Here is a 17562-nt window from a genome sequence, read left to right on the forward strand (position 1 = left end):
GGCATCCGCCTCACGGCCAGCCCGTCAATCGGGAACGGCGTAGTAGCGGCCCGAGATCCGGCTGACGATATCGGCCGGCACGGGCCTCGATCCCGACAGGAACCGCAGTCCGGCCTCGCTTCCCTCGTCCCAGGCGAGCTGCGCGGCCCAGGCGACGGTTTCCGTCTCGTCGAAGAGGATCATGCGGGGGCGAAGGTCCACGCCGCCGAAGACCCGCACGCGGGCGCCGGCGCCGGAGCGATCGGTGATCGCGCAATCGGCCAGAAACTTGCCCTCCGGCGACAGGAGCTTGCCGGGTTTCAGACGGGTGGAGACACGCTCGGCGCGCCGACGCTGCTGCGGTTTCGTCATCTCCGTCCCTCCCTGCCTGCGATCGTTTCCTGTCGGGAGTTTGAACATAGGTCCGAACAGTCGGATCGGGCAGTGCGTTTCGCGCCTCGTGCCCGCATTCCTGAAAACAGTCTTAACGCCGCTTCCCGACATCGCTCTGCCGGACTTTACCGATCGGAAACCATGACGGGCGAAAGAAGAGCCGCCGGGCCCGGCACTTCGGAACTCCGTTAAGCATGTCGGGCGAAAGTCGAAGCCTTCACGGAGTGCTTCGCCATGCCCCAGCAGCGTTCGACGTTCGATGACATCCTGATCCAGACCGAGGAGAGGGCGGCGCGAGCCCCGCTTGCGAAGCGCAAGTGGCTGACCTTCGACAACGTGTTCATCAGCTTCTCCATCAGCTTCTCGATCGGCTTCCTGGTCTTCGCCTATTGCGTCTCGCTGATCGATCCCGAGTATTTCAACCGGCGGGTTCTGGCCACCATGCGGCCGGCCGAGGTGGATACGGTGCGGACAGGCTCGGTGGAGGCCGAGCAGGCTCTGATGGCCTCGGCCATGCCGGCGCCGCGTATCGTGCGCGCACGAGATCCGGTGCCCGCCGACTATCAGATCATCACGGTCTTCGACCGCGAGGCGATCCTGGCGACCGAGGACGAGCTGATGCGCGTCAAGGTCGGCAGCGTCGCGCCTGGCCTCGGCCAGATCCTGGCCATCGACCAGACCGAGAAGGGCCTCGTCGTCCGGACGGCCGAGGCGACGCTCCGCAGCGACGAAAACTGACGGAGACTGACGGCCGCGGCTACGGCCCCGGCGCGCGGGGCCGGCTGCGCTACTTCTTTTCCAGAAGCAGGGTTCCCTCGCGCTTCAGGTGTCCGACGACCTTGCCGGCCATCGCGGCCAGGAAGCCGGGCAGCTGCAGCTCGACATGGACGCTGTCGTCGAGCACGTCGAGACGGCCGGTGATCGACTGGCCCATCATGCGGGCCTGGAAGTCCAGACGGTCGCCGGTCCACACGTCCTCGAACTTGACCATGCCGCCGACGGCCTTGTCGCGCATCTTGGCGAAGCTCTCCTCGAGCCGGACCCGGGCCGCCTCGCGCGTCAGCTTGTGCGGAATGTCGATCTTGATCGTCTCTGCCATGGCCTCGTCCGTCTCCCGGGCGAGCCGCTCGCCGGCCGCCAGCCGGCTGCGTCGCGCTCCACGGGCATATGGACAAGATCGCGCGCCGTCGCAACCAACGGAGGGCGCGAACCCGACCGAAGCCGGCACCCCGAACGCAAAAGCGCCCGGGAGAGGGGGCTCCCGGGCGCTTCAAAATCATCGAGGGGGCGCCGAAGCGCCCCGGATCATTGTCAGGACGTGGCGGCGCGGGGCGCGGAGGTGCGGCTGCGCTGCGGGCGGCGATTGCCGCCGCCGGCGGGCTTGGCCGAGCGGTTGGCGCCGCCGGGTGCGCCGGCAGGCTTGCCATGGCCGGACGGGCGGCCCTGGCGGTTGCCGTTCGGTGCGCCCGAAGGCTTGGCGCCGCGCGGACGATCCTGGCGCGGCGGACGCGCGCGCTCTTCTTCCATCGCGGCGAGCTCGGAGGACGCGAACTCGGATTCCTTCAGGTCGAAGCGCTGGCCGGTCAGCCGCTCGATGGAGCGCAGCTTGGCCCGCTCCGTCGGATCGACGAGCGCGATCGCATAGCCGGACTTTCCGGCGCGCGCCGTGCGGCCGATGCGGTGGACGTAGCTTTCCGGCTCTTCCGGCAGGTCGAAGTTCACGACGTGGCTGATATCGTTGACGTGGATGCCGCGCGCGACGATGTCGGTCGCCACCAGCACGCGCATCTTGCCCTCGTGGAAGGTCGAGAGCGCCTTCTGGCGGGCGGCCTGGCTCTTGTTGCCATGGATGGCGGCAGCGTCGATGCCGGCCTTGCCGAGGTCTTCGGCCAGTCGGTTCGCGCCATGCTTGGTGCGCGTGAAGACCACGACCTTGTTCAGGCTCTCGTCGGCCAGATGCTTGATCAGCCAGTGCTTCTTGGCCTTCTGCGGCACGAGATAGGCGCTCTGCTCGATCTTCTCGACCGTCACGACCTCGGGCGTCACCTCGACGCGAACCGGGTCCTTCAGGATCTTGGCCGCGAGCGACTCCACGTTCTGTGGCATGGTGGCCGAGAAGAGGAGGGACTGGCGCTTGGTCGGCAGCGAGCGGACGATGCGCATGACGTCGCGCACGAAGCCCATGTCGAGCATGCGGTCGGCCTCATCGAGAACGACGAACTCGACCTCGCCGAGCGAGACCGCGCCCTGATCCATGAGATCGAGCAGGCGCCCGGGCGTGGCGACGACGATGTCGACGCCGCGGCGCAGCGCTTCCGTCTGCGGGCGGGCGGAGACGCCGCCGAAGACGACGTGCTGGCGAAGCGCCGTGCCGGCGATGAACTTCTCGACGGTCTCGGCGATCTGCGAGGCGAGCTCGCGGGTCGGGGCCATGAAGACGGCGCGCGGCGTCTTCGGACGCGCCTTGCCGCCGGAGGCCAGCATCTGGTGGATGACGGGAAGGGCGAAGGCGGCGGTCTTGCCGGTGCCGGTCTGGGCGATGCCGAGAACGTCGCGTCCGGCGAGCTGGGCGGGAATCGCCTGCGCCTGGATCGGGGTCGGCTGGGTCAGATTGGCGCTCGCAAGCGCGGTGAGCAGGACGTCGGAAAGACCGAGCGTCGCAAACGTCGTATGGGTCAAGGAATGCCTTCAGAAATCGTGCGGGGGCTCTTGGAGCCCCGCGAAGCGGCCGAACGTCTTCGCGCTTGAACAGCGACGGAACGGCACGGGCCATGGCCGGACATCGAAAGAGTCCGGCGTGCGCTCGATAAAAATCCAGAGAGGACAGAACGGGCGCAGCGCGATCATGGCGTTACAAAGAGCCATATGCGCTTCGTTGTGCGGTGCGTCAAGAGCGGGAGGGCCTTCATCCACTGGACGGACGAGGGGTCGCGGCCATTGGACGACGTTGCATCACCGAGTGCAATGGAGCTTTGGTGCCGAGACTAACACAACTCCATGGTACATCTCTCGAGCAGAGCTCGATGATCACTGACCGGTCGCCACGTCCGATGAAAGGCAGTCCCATGGCTCTTCCGTTTGCCCGGCCCCTTCATCCCGGGGAGTTTCTCCGCGAGGAGTATCTCGTGCCGCTGGGAATGAGCGCGGGGGCTCTCGCCAAGAGACTGGGCCTTCCGCGCAGCCGCATCGAACGCATCGTACGCGAGGAGATCGGTCTTTCCGCGGACACGGCTCTCCGTCTCGGAAGGCTTTTCAGCACCACGCCGGACTTCTGGATGAACTTCCAGCAGGCCTACGAGCTGGAAACGGAGGCGAAGAGGCTGGAAGCCGAACTCGAGGCGATCGAGCCCCTCGACCGCGCGGCTTGAACCGGCCGACCAGCTGGCCGCGCAATCGCGACCGGAGTGATGCCTACCCCTCCATTTCCGCCTTCAGCATTTCCAACTCCAGCCACTCGTCCTCCGCCTTCGCCAGAGCCGCTCGCTTTTCGTCCATCGTGCTCGCTAGCTTGCCGAACTTCGCGGGGTCCTTGGTGAAGAGCTGGGGGTCGGCCATGTCGGCTTCGAGCTTGGCGATGTCCTTTTCCAGCCCGGCGATCGTCTTCGGCAGGGTCTCCAGCGCGAACTTCTGCTTGTAGGAGAGCTTGGCGTTCGAGGGTGTGCCCTGGCCGGCATGGGGGGAAAGGGCGGCAGCGACCTTGGCGGGGGAGGCGAGGTCGGGGTTGCGGCCGCCCTTGCCCGCGCGCTTGGCCTCCTTCGCCTCGCCCCGGCGCTGGGCGAGCATGTCCGAATAGCCGCCGGCATATTCGATCCACTTGCCGTCTGCGCCCGGCGTGACGCAGCTCGTCACCGTCCGGTCGAGGAAGTCGCGATCGTGGGAGACGAGAAGGACGGTGCCGGGATAGTTGGCGATCAGCTCCTGCAGGAGATCGAGCGTCTCCATGTCGAGATCGTTGGTCGGCTCGTCCAGCACCAGGAAATTGGCCGGCGTCGCCATGGTCTTGGCCAGAAGCAGGCGCGCCCGCTCGCCGCCCGAGAGATTGCCGACGGGCGTGCGGATCTGCTCGGGCGAGAAGAGGAAGTCCTTCAGATAGCCCGCGACGTGGCGCGGCTCGCCATTGACCATGACCTGATCGCCGCGCCCATCGGTGAGCGCAGCGGAGACGGAGAGCCCGTCGTTCAGCGCCGCGCGCTTCTGGTCGAGAAAGGCGAGATCGAGATTGGTGCCGAGGCGCACGCGACCGGAATCGGGCTTCACCTCGCCGATCAGCATCTTCAGGAGCGTCGTCTTGCCCACGCCGTTCGGGCCGACGAAGCCGACCCGGTCGCCGCGCAGGATGCGCATGGAGAAGTCGTCGACGAGCGTGCGGGTCCCGTAGCCCTTCGAGATGTTGATCGCCTCGATCACCAGTTTCCCGCTCTCGCGCGTCTCGCCGGCCGTCATCTCGGCCATGCCGACGGCGCGACGCACGTTCTTGCGGTCGGAGCGAAGCTCGTGCAGCTCGCGCAGGCGCCGCTCGTTGCGCGTTCGCCGGGCGGAGACGCCGTAGCGCAGCCAGTGCTCCTCGCGCACGATCTTGCGGTCGAGCTTCTGGAGATCGCGCTCTTCCTCCTCCAGCACCTTGTCGCGCCAAGCCTCGAAAGCGCCAAAGCCTTCGTTGATGCGCCGCGCGCCGCCGCGATCGATCCAGACGGTGGCCCCGGTCGTGCGCTCGAGGAAGCGCCGGTCGTGGCTGATGACGACGAGCGCGCTCTTCAGGGAGCGCACCTCCTCTTCCAGCCATTCGATGGTCGGCAGATCCAGATGGTTGGTCGGCTCGTCGAGAAGGATGATGTCCGGCTCGGGCGCGAGCACCCGCGCCAGCGCCGCACGCCGCGCCTCGCCGCCGGACAGATCGACCGGGCGCGCCTGCGGATCGAGGCCGAGCGCCTCCATCATGCGCGTCACGCGGTAGACGTCGTCGGCCGGCCCGAGCCCGCCCGCGACGTAGGACTCGACGCTCGTCGCATCGCCGAAATCGGGCTCCTGCGCGAGATATCGGATCGTGGCGCCGGGCTGGCGGAAGATCTCGCCGCTATCGGCTTCTACGATGCCGGCGGCGATCTTGAGAAGCGTCGACTTGCCCGAGCCGTTGCGCCCGACCAGCGCGATCCGGTCGCCCGGCAGGACGCTGAGCTCGACGCCGGTGAGAAGCGGCGTGCCGCCGAAGGTCAGCTTGACGCCGTCGAGACGAAGAAGGGGAGGAAGTGCCATGGGCGTCTCCTACCCGTTCGGAGCTCGCGCGGAAAGCCGCATCACTCCGCCGGCACCGCATGCCCCGCGCCGTCGCCGCGGTCGCGCGCCATGCGTTCGGCGAGCGCGATCTCGCGCTGGAGCGAGGCGGACTTGGCCGTGTTGGGGGACCAGAAGCGGCCGAGGATGAGATAGGCGACGGGCGTGACGAAGAGCGTCGCGAAGGTGGCGAGGCCGAGGCCGCCGACGATGACGTAGCCGAGCGAGACGCGCGCCTCCGCGCCGGCGCCCGTCGCGAAGATCAGCGGAACGCCGCCGACGACGGTCGCCACCATGGTCATCATCACAGGGCGAAGCCGCACGAGCGAGGCTTCCTCCGTGGCCTCGCGAAGGCCCATGCCTTCCTCGCGGAGTTGGTTGGCGAATTCCACGATCAGGATGCCGTTCTTCGCCATGATGCCGACGAGGAGCACCAGCCCGATCTGGCTGTAGAGATTGAGGCTGATGCCGAAGAAGGCGAGGGCGAAGACCGCGCAGGCAAGGCCGAGCGGCACGACGGCGATGATGATCAGCGCCGAGACGAAGCTCTCGAACTGCGCGGCGAGCACGAGAAGGATGATGACGATCGCGAAGCCGAAGACGAGCGCGAGCCCGCCCGACGTGTCGGTCAGCGTCTTCGCCTCCGCCAGCGGCACGAGGCGCATCGTCGCCGGCACCTTGCCCGGCGCGAAGGCCTGGACGTCGTCCCAGGCCTGCTGGATGGAATAGCCCTCCGGCAGGTTGGCCGTCAGCGAGACCGCGCGCGAGCGGTCCTCGCGGGTGAGGGCGGGGGCGATCGGCTGCTCGTCGACGCGCGCCACGGTCGACATGGGCACGAGCCGTCCGTCCTTGGCCTTCACGAAGATATTGGCGAGGTCGCCGGGATCGTTGATCGGGCTGGAGGTTGCGACGAGCTTCACCGGAACCTGCTTGTCCTCGACATAGGTCTGGGCGATCTCGCGCCCGTCGAGCAGGGCCTGGATGGCGGTGGCGAGCCCGTCGATGTTGATGCCGAGATCGGAGGCGCGCGCGCGGTCGATCACGACGGAGAGCTGCGGCTGCGTCGCGTCCTGCGACAGCTGCACGCGGCCCCAGCGCCCGTCCGCGCGCATGGCGGCGAGGAAGCTGTCGGCGGTCTTGGCGATCTCCTCGAAATTCTGGCCGGCGATGGCGAACTGCAGCCCCTGGCCGCCGCCCCGGATGCCGAGCGAGTTCGGCTGGATGGCGACGGCGCGCACGCCCGCCACCTGCCGAAGCTTGCCGTTGATCTCCGCCACGATCTGCTGCTGCGTGCGCTCGCGCACGGCCCAGTCCGCCAGCGTCAAGCTCATGAAGCCGGTATTGGCCGCCCCACGCCCGGAAATCGCATAGACGTTCGTCGCCTCGCCCGACTGGACGTAAGGCATCACGATCTCTTCGATCCGCCGGAGCTGGCCGGACGTGTAGTCGAGGCTGGCGCTCTGCGGCGCGGTGATGCTCATGAGGACGACGCCGCGATCCTCGCTCGGCGTCAGCTCCTGCGGCAGGGTGAGGAAGGTCAGATAGGCGGCGAAGGAGAAGGCGCAGGACGCGACCACCACCAGCAAGGGCAGGGCGAGACAGGCGCGAAGGCCCGTCGCGTAGACCTTGGCGAGCCACGTGCCGAATCGGCCGATCGAGCGATGGACGACACCGGGCTTCGCCTCGTCCTCCCTCGCCTTCAGGAACTTGGCGGCAAGCATCGGGCAGAGCGTCAGGGCGATGAAGGCCGAGATCGTGACCGACATGGCGAGCACGAAGCCGAACTCGCGGAAGAGACCGCCCGCCGCGCCCGGCAGGAAGGAGATGGGGATGAAGACGGCGGCGAGCGTCGCCGTGGTCGAGATGACGGCGAAGAAGACCTCGCGCGTGCCGATCACCGCCGCCGCCTGCGGGCTGGCCCCCATGTCGCGGTGGCGCACGATGTTTTCCAGAACGATGATCGCGTCGTCCACCACCATGCCGGTCGCCAGGACGAGGGCGAGGAGGGTCAGGATGTTGATGGAAAAGCCGACGAGATAGATGAAGGCGATGACGCCGATCAGCGCGATCGGCATGGTCAGCGCCGGTATGATCGTCGCGCGGATGTTGAGGAGAAAGAGGAAGATCACCGCGACCACGATGACGACGGCGAGGATCAGCGCCAGCTCCACCTCGTGGATCGCGCCCTTGATGAAGACCGCGTCGTCGCTCGTCACGCGCACCTCGACGCCGTCCGGCAGCGTGGAGTTGAGGTTCGCGACCTCGCGGCGGATGCCGTCGGAAATGTCGAGCGTCGAGGAGCCGGCCTGCCGGACGACGCCGAGGCCGACGCCGGTCTGCCCGTTCACCCGCTGCTGCGAGGCGGCCTCGTCCGGGCCGAATCGCACGCTGGCGACGTCGCCGAGGCGCGTGCGGTCGTTCAGCCAGATCTTCTCGAACTCCTCCGGCGAGGTCACGTTGGCGTCCGCGCGCACGATGAGGTCCTGCGTCGGCGAGGCGAGCGATCCGGCGGGAACGTCGAGGGCGACATTGGCGAGCGCGGTCGAGACGTCGCCGAGCGTCAGGCCCCGCGTCGCGAGCCGGTCCGGCTCGATATCGACATAGATCAGCCGCTCGCGCTCGCCGGTCAGCTGGAGATCCGCGACTCCCTCCACGGCGGCGAGCTGGTCGGAAATGCGGTCTTCGACGAGCGTGGTGAGGTCCTCGATCGCCATGTTCGGCGCGAGCACCGCAAGGCGCATGATCGGCTGCGCGTCGGCATCCGCCTTGACGATGCGCGGCTCCTCCGCCTCGTCGGGCAGCGAGTTGGAGATGCGGCTGATCGCATCGCGCACGTCGCTGGCGGCGACGTTGAGATCGGTCGTGTCGGTGAACTCGATCGTGACCTGGCTGTCGCCGAAGCGCGAGCGCGAGGAGACCGAGGCGATGCCGGAGACGCGCGCGACGGCGCTTTCGACCTCGCTGGTGATCTGCCGGTCCACCGCCTCGGGCGAAGCCCCTTCGAACTCGATCGAAACCGTGATGACCGGGCGATCGACATTCGGCAGTTCGCGGATCTCGACCGCGTTGAAGGCGGCAAGGCCGGCGACGACGATCAGAAGATTGATGACGATCGTGAGGACCGGCCGCCGGATGAAGAGGCTCGTGAAGGCCGTGATGCCGTCCGGCTTTTCCGGCCGCGCCTCCGCTGCGGGTGCGGCGGGCCCGTGCGTCTCCATCTCGGCGCTCATCGCGCGGCCGTCCCGGAGGTCCCGGCACCTTGCGCGATCTCGGCGGGCGCGGCCGTTCCCGCATCCGCCGTCGGCAGCGGGGCGGGGGCGACCCGGTTCTGAACCTCGATCTTGCCGCCTTCGCGCACCGACTGAAGCCCCTCGATCACGACCTCGTCGCCGGCCTTCAACACGTCGGACGAGACCAGCACCTTGTCGATCGTGCGCTCCACGATGCGCACCGGCGTCTTGGCGACGTCGGTGCCCTGGATCTTCCAGACGATCGGGCCGGTGCGCTCCCAGACGACGGCCATCGGATCGACGGCGAGGAAGCTTTCGCCGGCCAGCGCGAGGCTGATCGTGAAGGACATGCCGGGGCGCAGCTGGTCGTTCGGGTTGTCGATCGTCGCCTCCGTGCGAAGCGTCCGGCTGGCCTCGTCGAGGCGGCTTTCGAGGGCGGTGATGCGGCCCTTGTAGCTCCGGTCGGGGCGCGCGACGCTCTGGGCGTCGATTTCGGCGCCGATGGAGAGCTCCTGGACGAAGGCTTCCGGCGTGTAGAAATTGACCTTCAGCCGGGCGCGGTCGTCGATCGTGGCGATGACGGTCTGCCCCGTCACGAGATCGCCGGTGTCCACGCCGACGATGCCGACGCGGCCGGGAATGGGCGCGCGGATCGTGCGTTTGTCCAGCGCGATCTCGGCGGCCCGGAGGTCGAGCCGCGCGTTCTCGCGCTCGCGGGTCGCGTCCGTCACCTCGACATTGGTCACGGCGCGGGAGGCCTGAAGGCGGGCGACGCGGTCGACCTTTTCCTGCGCGGCCTCGAGCGCCAGCCGGGCGCGCTCGACCGCGACGGTCTCGGCGTCGTTTTCGAGGATGGAGAGGATGTCGCCGGCCGCGACCGCATCGCCGGACTTGAACGGGACGACCCGAATGATGCCGGTGACGTCGGGATAGACGGTGACGGAGCGCTCGGCCTCGCCGGAGCCGATGGCGCGCATGCGCGTGCGCGTCTCGGCATCGGCGACCGTGCCCGCGACGACGATCGCCGAGGCGCGCCCGCCGGCCGAGCCCGGCGCCTGCGTCGCGCCGACCTTGTCGGCCTTGGGCTCCGCCGAGATAGCCGCGACGGCGGAGCGGACGAAGCCCGGCAGGGGAAGCTTGGAGTTCTGGATCGCCTGTCCGGGACGCGCGTCGACCGCGATCCAGGCAAGGCCGGCGAGGAGGACGACGGCGAGGGTGACGAGAATCTGCTTCAGGAAGCCCATTCGGCGCGCTGGCTTTCTGCTGGTGGGTCGCTCGGGACCGGAAGAGGGAAGGATACAGGAGGAAGATGGGGACCGCCCCATAACTTTTGGTAAGAGGCTGTCTGAGACGTCCCCGGCGGAGGACCGTCGAGGGATTCTTCGGCGCTCACGAGGCGCCGAACGCAGTCGATGTCGGGGGCATCGGCGAGGATCGGCAACGAAGTGACGCCGGAAAAGCACGGCAGGGCCGACCCGAGGACTTTTCAGATGGCCTCTCAGTCCGCCCTGCAGGCGCCGTCCTGCATGCGAAAAGGGCCCGCCTTGCGGCGAGCCCTTCCATGGTCTTCGAAGCGTCGGGCCTTACTGGGCCGGCGCCGTGCCGGTGGCCGGCAGGGTCGTGCCGGGGGTCACGCGCATCGTGGCGCGGTTCTCGGCATAGGAGTCCCGGTTGTACTCGGGCGCCTGCTTCAGCTGGTCTTCGGTGAAGGACGTGTAGAGATACAGGGAGCCGCTGTTGTCCTTCATGAACTGCAGGTTGTCCATGGCGACCGCGACAGGCTTGGCGCCGAGGCCGAGGAAGCCACCGACATCGATGATCACCGCGTCGACCTGACCTTCGGTCGTCAGCGCGATATCGCCGACATTGCCGATCGAGCGGTCGTTCGGACCGTAGACCTTGGTGCCGACGAGACGTTCCGCCGTGAGATCGGCGCCGGTTGCCTGCGTCATCGAGGCGCGGTCGTTGACGTCGCCGGTGGTCGAAGCCGTCGTGGCCGCGTCCGTGCCGGCCGTCGTGGCGGCAGCCATCGAGTTCTGAGCGCCCGTCGCCATGCTGTTGGCGGCGTCCGCAGTCGTGTTCGCGGCGGAGGTCGCAGCGCCCGTCACGGCACCGGCGGCCGCGCCGGCAGCGGAACCGACGGCGGCAGCGCCGCTATCGACCGTGTTGGCGGCGGTCTGTGCGGTGGAGCGCGTCTCGAAGGTCGGCGCGTTCGTCAGCTGTTCCTTGGTGGCGGCCAGAACCGGGCGAATGTCGTCGCCATCGGCATCGGCGACCATCTGCAGGTCGGCGAAGGGAACGGCCACGTTCTTCTCACCGAGGCCGAGGAAGCCGCCGACGCCGATCACGGCCGCCGCGATCTGCCCGTCCTTGCCGATGACGAGATCGTTCACATCGCCGATCGTCTCGGCATTCTCGGCCGTGCCGGAATAGACCTTCTCGCCCACGATCTCGTCGGCCACGAACTGGTCGGCCGACGCCATGGCCAGGTAGCCGTTCGCATCCGGCTGGCCGCTCGGGGCGGTGGCCGTCGTGGTCGCGGCGGTGCCGGTTGCCGGCGCTATGGCCGTGCCATCGGCGGGCGCCATGGCCGTGCCGGTGCCCGGCGCCATCGCGCCGCCGGCCGCGGCTTCACGAGCCGTGTCGTCCTGGAACTCGGGGGCCGCCGTCAGCTCCTCGCGGGTCGCCGTCAGGACGGCGCGGGGCTGGTTGTTCTGGTCCATCGACCAAGTCAGCTTGTCGAAGGGGACGGCGACGGTCTTGTCGTCGTCGAGGCCGGCGGTGTCGACCACGAAGGCGACGACCTTGCCGTCCTTGCCGACGAGGAGATCGTCGATCTCACCGTTGGAAGCGGCATCGGCCGCGGCGCTCGGATAGAGGTTCAGTCCGTCCAGCTGCGTGGCGAGCCACTGGTCGGTCTCGGCGCGCTGAAGATAGGCGCCGGCGGCGGCCGTCGTGGCGCCGGTCGTGCCCATGGCCGGTGCGGTCGCATCGGTCGTCGTGGCGGCTGCGGGCTCGGTCGTCGTCGTCGCGGTCTGCGCAAAGGCGCCGGTGGCGATAACGCTGGCAAGGGCCGTCGTCGCGAGAAGCTTGCGAATCATGGCGGTTTTCCTCGTCTGATGAAAGGGTTTCTGCTTGCTTCGCCAAGCGGCCGGATGGGCCGTCTGCGTCGCGTCTACACAGGATTGAGAAGTGCCCGGCGTCTCGGATGGTTCCCGAAAAGCGCTCGTCGATCGCGCCTTTTCGCCTCAGGCGAAGACGAGAAATCCGAACAGGAGGAGAACCAGGAGACCGGCGAGGACGATGAAGATCAGCACCTTCGCAAGGCCCGTCGACACGCCGGCGACGCCCTGGAATCCGAGCAGGCTGGCGATCGCGGCGACGATGAGGAGGATGACGATCCATTCGATCACTTCGGACACTCCGGATGACGCCGCGGCCGATGGCCGGGCTTGTGAGACAGGACCGTGGAACGAGCCGTCCTGCCGGAGGTTCCTTGGGCTCGAACTCTCGCCGGCGCTCGCAAGGGCGGCGGGGAGGGGCGTCCCTCAGCGGTTTGCGTAGCTCGTCCGGCCCGTCTCTCCCCGTCGTCGGGGGAGACGGACGTGGCCCGGGCAGCGGGTCGAAGGGACGTTTCATTCTTTTCAGCAAGGAACGTCCGCAAGGCGGCCGGGGTCGGAATTTCATGAAGATTGCGGTGATTCTCAATCAGGACGGCGGCACGCTGAAGACGACCGACCTCGATGTGTTTTCCGAGCTGATCGAGAGCGAGTTCAAGATGCACGGCCACACGGCGGAGGTCGCAAGGGTCGCCGGTGGCGATGTCGTGGAAGCCATCGAGACCGCGGCGCGGCGTGACGATATCGACGTCCTTCTCGTCGGCGGCGGCGACGGCACGGTCTCGACGGCGGCCTCGGCGCTGATGGGCAAGCCGATCGCGCTCGGCATCCTGCCCGCCGGCACGATGAACCTCTTCGCCCGCACGCTCCAGATCCCGCAGAGCCTGCCCCAGGCCGTCGCGGCGCTGGCGGACGGCATCCTCGTCGACGTCGACATCGCGACGGTCAACGGCGAGCCCTTCGTCCACCAGTTCGCCGTCGGCATGCATGCCCGCATGGTGCGCCTGCGCGAGCGGCTCGACTACGGATCGCGCTTCGGCAAGATGTTCGCCACGACGCGCGCGATCCTGACGACGCTGCGCAGCCTGCCGAAGATCGAGATCGAGATCGACATGGACGGCGAGACCAAGCGCCTGAAGACGCCGGCGCTCGCCATCTCCAACAATCTCTACGGCGAATGGCATCTGCCCTATGCCGACGACCCGCGCGGCGGCGAACTCGGCATCTACATCTGCACGACCCGCAAGGTCGGCGCCGTCGCCAAGCTGACGCTCGACATTCTCTTCGGCAATTGGCGCAACAATCCCTCGCTCGCCGTCTATCGGGCGACCTCCGTCGTCGTCGACTATCAGGGCCGGCACACGCACCATCGCGCGGTTCGGGACGGCGAGCTGTCGGATGCCAAGGACCGCAGCGAGATCGTGCTCCACGCCAAGGCTCTGAAGGTCCTGGCGCCGAAGGAGGCGACGTGGCTGACCGATGCGGAGCGGGGCGTCTCGGTCGCGAAGGGGGCGGCTTAGGGCTTGGAAGACAGGCGGCGGACCGTGCTTTCGTCGATGCCGCGCGAATGGGGCTTGCAATGCGCCGCGCTTTGGATAGCTTGGGTGACATGTCGTTTGTCCCCGCCCTTCTCCTGGTCCTGACCCTGTCGCTCGCGACCGGTCTCGCCATGGCGCGGGCCCGCAAGCCGCTCCTTCTTCGCGCGCTTAGAAGCGATCGTCGGACCCGATAGTCGAAGGGGCGTCCGGCGGTCGAGCCGGTTCGTTCAGCGACCACGGCCCCTTTTTCTTGCCACGATCGTGAAAACATCCGAAGACGCATGCGGCGGCCCCTTGTTGACGGGCGCCGCCGTCCGAGGACGAGCGCCGAAGGTCCAGAAATTCCATGTCCGCCCAGAACATTCAGCCGGCTTCCGTGCCGGCCTCGCCCATGGCCAAGGCCAGCGCGAAGTATCAGCCCTATCCCGCCGTCGATCTGCCGGACCGCACCTGGCCGGGCAAGCGCATCGAGACACCGCCCATCTGGTGCTCGGTGGATTTGCGCGACGGCAATCAGGCGCTGGTCGATCCGATGGGCCAGGAGCGCAAGGAGCGCTTCTTCCAGCTCCTGAAGTTCATGCGCTTCAAGGAGATCGAGATCGGCTTCCCGTCGGCCTCGCAGACCGATTTCGACTTCACGCGCTGGTGCGTCGAAAAGGGCGAGACCGACGAGGACGTGTCCCTGCAGGTGCTGGTCCAGTGCCGGCCGGAGCTGATCCAGCGCACCTTCGAGAGCCTGGAGGGCGCGCGCCGTCCGATCGTGCACTTCTACAATTCCACGAGCGAGCTCCAGCGCCGCGTCGTCTTCGGCAAGGATCGCGCCGGCATCCGCGACATCGCGACCGACGCCGCCAAGATGATCACCGACATGGCGGCGAAGGCCGGCGGCGACTTCCGCTTCGAGTATTCGCCGGAGAGCTTCACCGGCACCGAACTGGAATTCGCGCTCGAGATCTGCAACGCCGTGACGGCGATCGTGCAGCCGACGCCGGAGAACCGGCTGATCCTGAACCTGCCCGCGACGGTCGAGATGTCGACGCCGAACATCCACGCCGATCAGATCGAGTGGATGAGCCGAAATCTCGACAATCGCGAGAGCATCATCCTCTCGCTCCACCCGCACAACGACCGGGGCACGGCCATCGCGGCGACCGAGCTGGGCCTTTTGGCTGGCGCCGACCGCGTCGAGGGCACGCTCTTCGGCAATGGCGAGCGCACGGGCAATGTCGATCTCGTCACGCTGGCCTTGAACATGATGACGCAAGGCGTCGACCCCGGCCTCGACGTCTCCGACATCAACCGCATCCGCGAGGTCTACGAGTACTGCAACCAGCTGAGCGTCGGCGAGCGGCACCCCTATGTCGGCGAACTCGTCTACACCGCCTTTTCCGGCTCGCATCAGGACGCGATCAACAAGGGCATGAAGGCGGCGCGCGCCTCCAACACGCCGCATTGGGAAGTGCCGTATCTGCCGATCGACCCGCAGGATGTCGGCCGTTCCTACGAGGCGATCATCCGCATCAACTCGCAGTCGGGCAAGGGCGGCATCGCCTATGTGCTGCAGGCCGATTACGGGCTGAACCTGCCGCGCAACCTCCAAGTCGAGTTCCGCGAGGACATCCAGCGCATCACTGACGAGGAGGGGCGCGAGCTGCCGGTGAAGCGCATCTACGAGCGTTTCATCGAGCGCTATATCGAGCAGCCCGGCGCGCGGCTGAAATTCGTCGATCACCACACGCTGCCCGATCCCGACCGGCGGGGCGCGCGGATCGTCGAGGCGACCATTCTCGACGGCGGCGTCGAGACGCGGATCGAAGGGCGGGGCACGGGCCCGGTCGACGGCTTCGCGGACGCGCTGAACCGCCATTTCGGGCTCGATATGTCGGTCGCCGACTATTCCGAGCACTCGCTCCAGCGCGGCTCCAACGCGACTGCGATCGCCTACATGGAAATCGAGCATTCCGGTGGACGCCTCTTCGGCGCGGGCATCAACCAGAACATCGTCGTCTCCTCGCTCGAAGCTCTGGTCTCGGCGGCGAACCGCATCCTCGGCTCGTCCTGAGGCGCCTGCGCCTCGAACCTCCAAGGCACCCTGCCTCTCGTTTGCGTGATTAAATCGTCGCGGCGGCCGGGTGCCTGTTTTCCTTCGCTCGTTCCGACCCTATGGTGAACGAATGATGAAAGACTGCGAGCGGGGACGGCCATGAGCGAGGGCAAGGACAACGTAGCCTCCCTGAAGGGGAGCCGCCGCCTTGCCGACGCCGTGCGGGCGGCCAAGATTTCGGCCGCTCAGCGCAGCGACGTCGTGGTCGATATCCGCGAGGCCGACCGGGCCCGGCTGGAGATCTTCGCCGAGGAGATGCAGCCGGTCGTGGACGAGATGCCGGCCGGCGACGACCTCTTCGACTTCACCATTTCCGGCGGGCCGCAGCCCCGATACTGGGTGGACGGGACGGCCCATGTCTCGATGGCCCGCGACCGGCGCACCTATCGCTTCGTCCGCGAGACGCGGATCGGGCGCAAGATGCTCGCCGAATCGACCTACCCGAAGGAGATCGCCGATCGCGTCGTCGCCTATGTCGCCGAGCGCATCGTGGAGCGCGACAAGGCCTTCGCCGAGACCGACGGCTTCGGCCGCGCGGGGCGCGAGGACGCCCTAGCCGAGAGCGGCGCGGCCTCTCCGTTCCGCGAGTTCGACGCGCTGCGTCTGGGGGCGGGCGTCCGCCTGAAGCTGCCGACGATCTTCGCCTATGCGATCTCGATCCTCGTGATCGGCATGTTCCTCGGCGTCTCCGCCTTCATCGGCATCACGTCGATCTTCGGACTGGCGCCGAGCTGAACCTCAGGCTTTCGCCTTTCCGAGGTGCGTGACGGCCAAGGTCGCGGCGCCCGCGACGAGGCCCCAGAAGGCCGGGCTGATGCCGAGAAAGGCGATGCCCGAGGCCGTGACCAGGAAGGTCGCCGCCGCCGCCTCGCGCTCTTCGACGACCGCCATCGCACCCTGCAGGGCGCTGGCGAAGGCCCCGATCAGCGCCAGCCCCGCCACGGCCTGGATCAGCACAGGCTCCAGCGCCGCGAAGGCCGTGACGAGACCCGCGGCGAGACCGAAGACGATATAGCCGAAGCCCGAGACGACGGCCGCCCAGTAGCGCGCCGCCCGGTTCGGCCCCGCCTCGTCCCCCGCGCAGATCGCCGCCGTGATCGCGGCCAGATTGACCGCGTGCCCGCCGAAGGGCGCCGAGAGGATCGAGAACAGGCCCGTCATGCGGAAGAGGGGACCGGGCTCCGGCGCGTAGCCGTTGACGCGCAGGATCGCGAGGCCCGGAATGTTCTGGGAGGCCATGGTCACGAGGAAGAGCGGCAGGGCGATGCCGATCATGTCGGTCGCATCGAAGCTCGGCACGACCAGGATCGGATGCGGCAGCAGCGCCGCATCCGCGGGCGGCAGGCCCTTGCCAAGGACGATCAGCACGCCCGCGACGAGCGCCGCGACCGGTACGGCGAGAAGCCGCCGGATTCGCGTCATGACCAGCCAGGACCCCGCGACGAGGAGGCCGGAGAGGGGATCGGCCGCGATCGCCTTCACCGGCGCGAGGCAGAGGCCGAAGACGACGCCGGCCAGCATGGCGCTGGCGAGCGAAGCGGGGATGGCCGCGATGGCGCGGCCGAGCGGGCGCAGGAGCCCGGCCGCGACGACGAGCGCCGCCGCCACGACGAAGGCGCCGACCGCCGCCGGAAACCCGCCGGCCGGCAAGGCCGAGGTGGCGAGCAGCGCCGCGCCCGGCGTCGACCAGGCGACCGAGATCGGCATCTTCGTCCGGAGCGAAAGGACGATGCCGCAGACGCCCATCGCCACCGACAGCGCCATCAGGCCGGACGCGGCCTCCGCCTTGCTGGCGCCGACGGCCGTCAGCCCCTGGAGGATGACCGCGAAGGACGAGGCGAAGCCGACGAAGGCCGCGAGCAGGCCGGCCGAGACGGCCGAAGCCGAAGGAGGATGCGTCATGGACGGGAGGGTCCGATCGGGACGAT

At 68.1% G+C, this 17562-nt stretch carries 14 protein-coding genes; 5 read left to right on the top strand and 9 right to left on the bottom strand.

Going from position 1 to position 17562, the window contains the following annotated elements; translation table 11 throughout:
* Positions 1 to 24: 24 nt before the first annotated feature.
* Positions 25 to 351 carry a hypothetical protein gene (locus tag ASG62_RS05880; protein WP_056689685.1) on the bottom strand — a complete coding sequence of 109 codons (327 nt, stop codon included), beginning with the start codon at positions 349 to 351 and terminating at the stop codon, positions 25 to 27.
* A gap of 255 nt (positions 352 to 606) precedes the next feature.
* On the opposite strand from ASG62_RS05880, the gene ASG62_RS05885 reads away from it, so the two are divergent.
* Positions 607 to 1110, top strand: a complete 504-nt coding sequence (locus tag ASG62_RS05885; protein ID WP_056689681.1) for a hypothetical protein — start codon at positions 607 to 609, stop codon at positions 1108 to 1110.
* 49 nt (positions 1111 to 1159) lie between these two features.
* On the opposite strand, the gene ASG62_RS05890 is transcribed toward ASG62_RS05885, so the two are convergent.
* Both ASG62_RS05890 and ASG62_RS05895 read right to left on the bottom strand, forming a co-directional pair.
* Positions 1160 to 1471: a polyhydroxyalkanoic acid system family protein gene (locus ASG62_RS05890; protein ID WP_056689678.1), complete on the bottom strand. Its 312-nt coding sequence runs from the start codon at positions 1469 to 1471 to the stop codon at positions 1160 to 1162.
* A 212-nt stretch (positions 1472 to 1683) separates the two neighbouring features.
* Positions 1684 to 3051 carry a DEAD/DEAH box helicase gene (locus ASG62_RS05895; RefSeq protein WP_056689675.1) on the bottom strand — a complete coding sequence of 456 codons (1368 nt, stop codon included), beginning with the start codon at positions 3049 to 3051 and terminating at the stop codon, positions 1684 to 1686.
* A 386-nt stretch (positions 3052 to 3437) separates the two neighbouring features.
* Between ASG62_RS05895 and ASG62_RS05900 the strand changes: the two genes are divergently transcribed.
* Positions 3438 to 3740, top strand: a complete 303-nt coding sequence (locus ASG62_RS05900) for a HigA family addiction module antitoxin (protein WP_056689672.1) — start codon at positions 3438 to 3440, stop codon at positions 3738 to 3740.
* 43 nt (positions 3741 to 3783) lie between these two features.
* Here ASG62_RS05900 and ASG62_RS05905 read toward each other — a convergent pair whose 3' ends face one another.
* The 5 genes from ASG62_RS05905 to ASG62_RS25345 form a co-directional block, all read right to left on the bottom strand.
* Positions 3784 to 5625 (bottom strand): ABC-F family ATP-binding cassette domain-containing protein, encoded by a 1842-nt coding sequence (locus tag ASG62_RS05905; RefSeq protein ID WP_056689669.1) that lies wholly within the window; start codon positions 5623 to 5625, stop codon positions 3784 to 3786.
* Positions 5626 to 5666: 41 nt separating this feature from the next.
* Complete coding sequence (locus ASG62_RS05910) at positions 5667 to 8873, bottom strand: efflux RND transporter permease subunit (RefSeq protein WP_082536960.1); 3207 nt, start codon at positions 8871 to 8873, stop codon at positions 5667 to 5669.
* On the bottom strand, positions 8870 to 10117 hold the full coding sequence (locus ASG62_RS05915; RefSeq protein WP_056689666.1) for an efflux RND transporter periplasmic adaptor subunit: 1248 nt from the start codon (positions 10115 to 10117) through the stop codon (positions 8870 to 8872). Before ASG62_RS05915 ends, ASG62_RS05910 begins: the two co-directional genes overlap by 4 nt.
* Before the next feature lie 339 nt (positions 10118 to 10456).
* Positions 10457 to 11974, bottom strand: a complete 1518-nt coding sequence (locus ASG62_RS05920) for a PRC-barrel domain-containing protein (RefSeq protein ID WP_056689663.1) — start codon at positions 11972 to 11974, stop codon at positions 10457 to 10459.
* Between the two features lie 147 nt (positions 11975 to 12121).
* A complete protein-coding gene (locus ASG62_RS25345; protein ID WP_320409363.1) occupies positions 12122 to 12295 on the bottom strand; it encodes a DUF1328 family protein in 174 nt (57 codons plus the stop codon).
* Between the two features lie 263 nt (positions 12296 to 12558).
* Here ASG62_RS25345 and ASG62_RS05925 point away from each other — a divergent pair, with 263 nt between their 5' ends.
* The 3 genes from ASG62_RS05925 (at position 12559) to ASG62_RS05935 (ending at position 16369) form a co-directional block, all read left to right on the top strand.
* A complete protein-coding gene (locus ASG62_RS05925; protein ID WP_056689659.1) occupies positions 12559 to 13512 on the top strand; it encodes a diacylglycerol/lipid kinase family protein in 954 nt (317 codons plus the stop codon).
* Positions 13513 to 13876: 364 nt separating this feature from the next.
* The gene (gene leuA, locus ASG62_RS05930) at positions 13877 to 15592 is read left to right on the top strand and encodes a 2-isopropylmalate synthase (RefSeq protein WP_056689656.1); all 1716 of its coding nucleotides are present in this window, start codon (positions 13877 to 13879) and stop codon (positions 15590 to 15592) included.
* A gap of 141 nt (positions 15593 to 15733) precedes the next feature.
* Entirely contained in the window at positions 15734 to 16369 is a 636-nt protein-coding gene (locus tag ASG62_RS05935; protein WP_056689653.1) for a hypothetical protein, read from the top strand.
* Positions 16370 to 16372: 3 nt separating this feature from the next.
* On the opposite strand, the gene ASG62_RS05940 is transcribed toward ASG62_RS05935, so the two are convergent.
* A complete protein-coding gene (locus tag ASG62_RS05940; RefSeq protein WP_056689650.1) occupies positions 16373 to 17536 on the bottom strand; it encodes a benzoate/H(+) symporter BenE family transporter in 1164 nt (387 codons plus the stop codon).
* Positions 17537 to 17562 lie beyond the last annotated feature (26 nt).

The sequence above is a fragment of the Aureimonas sp. Leaf427 genome (genome assembly GCF_001425485.1).
Classification (GTDB): domain Bacteria; phylum Pseudomonadota; class Alphaproteobacteria; order Rhizobiales; family Rhizobiaceae; genus Plantimonas.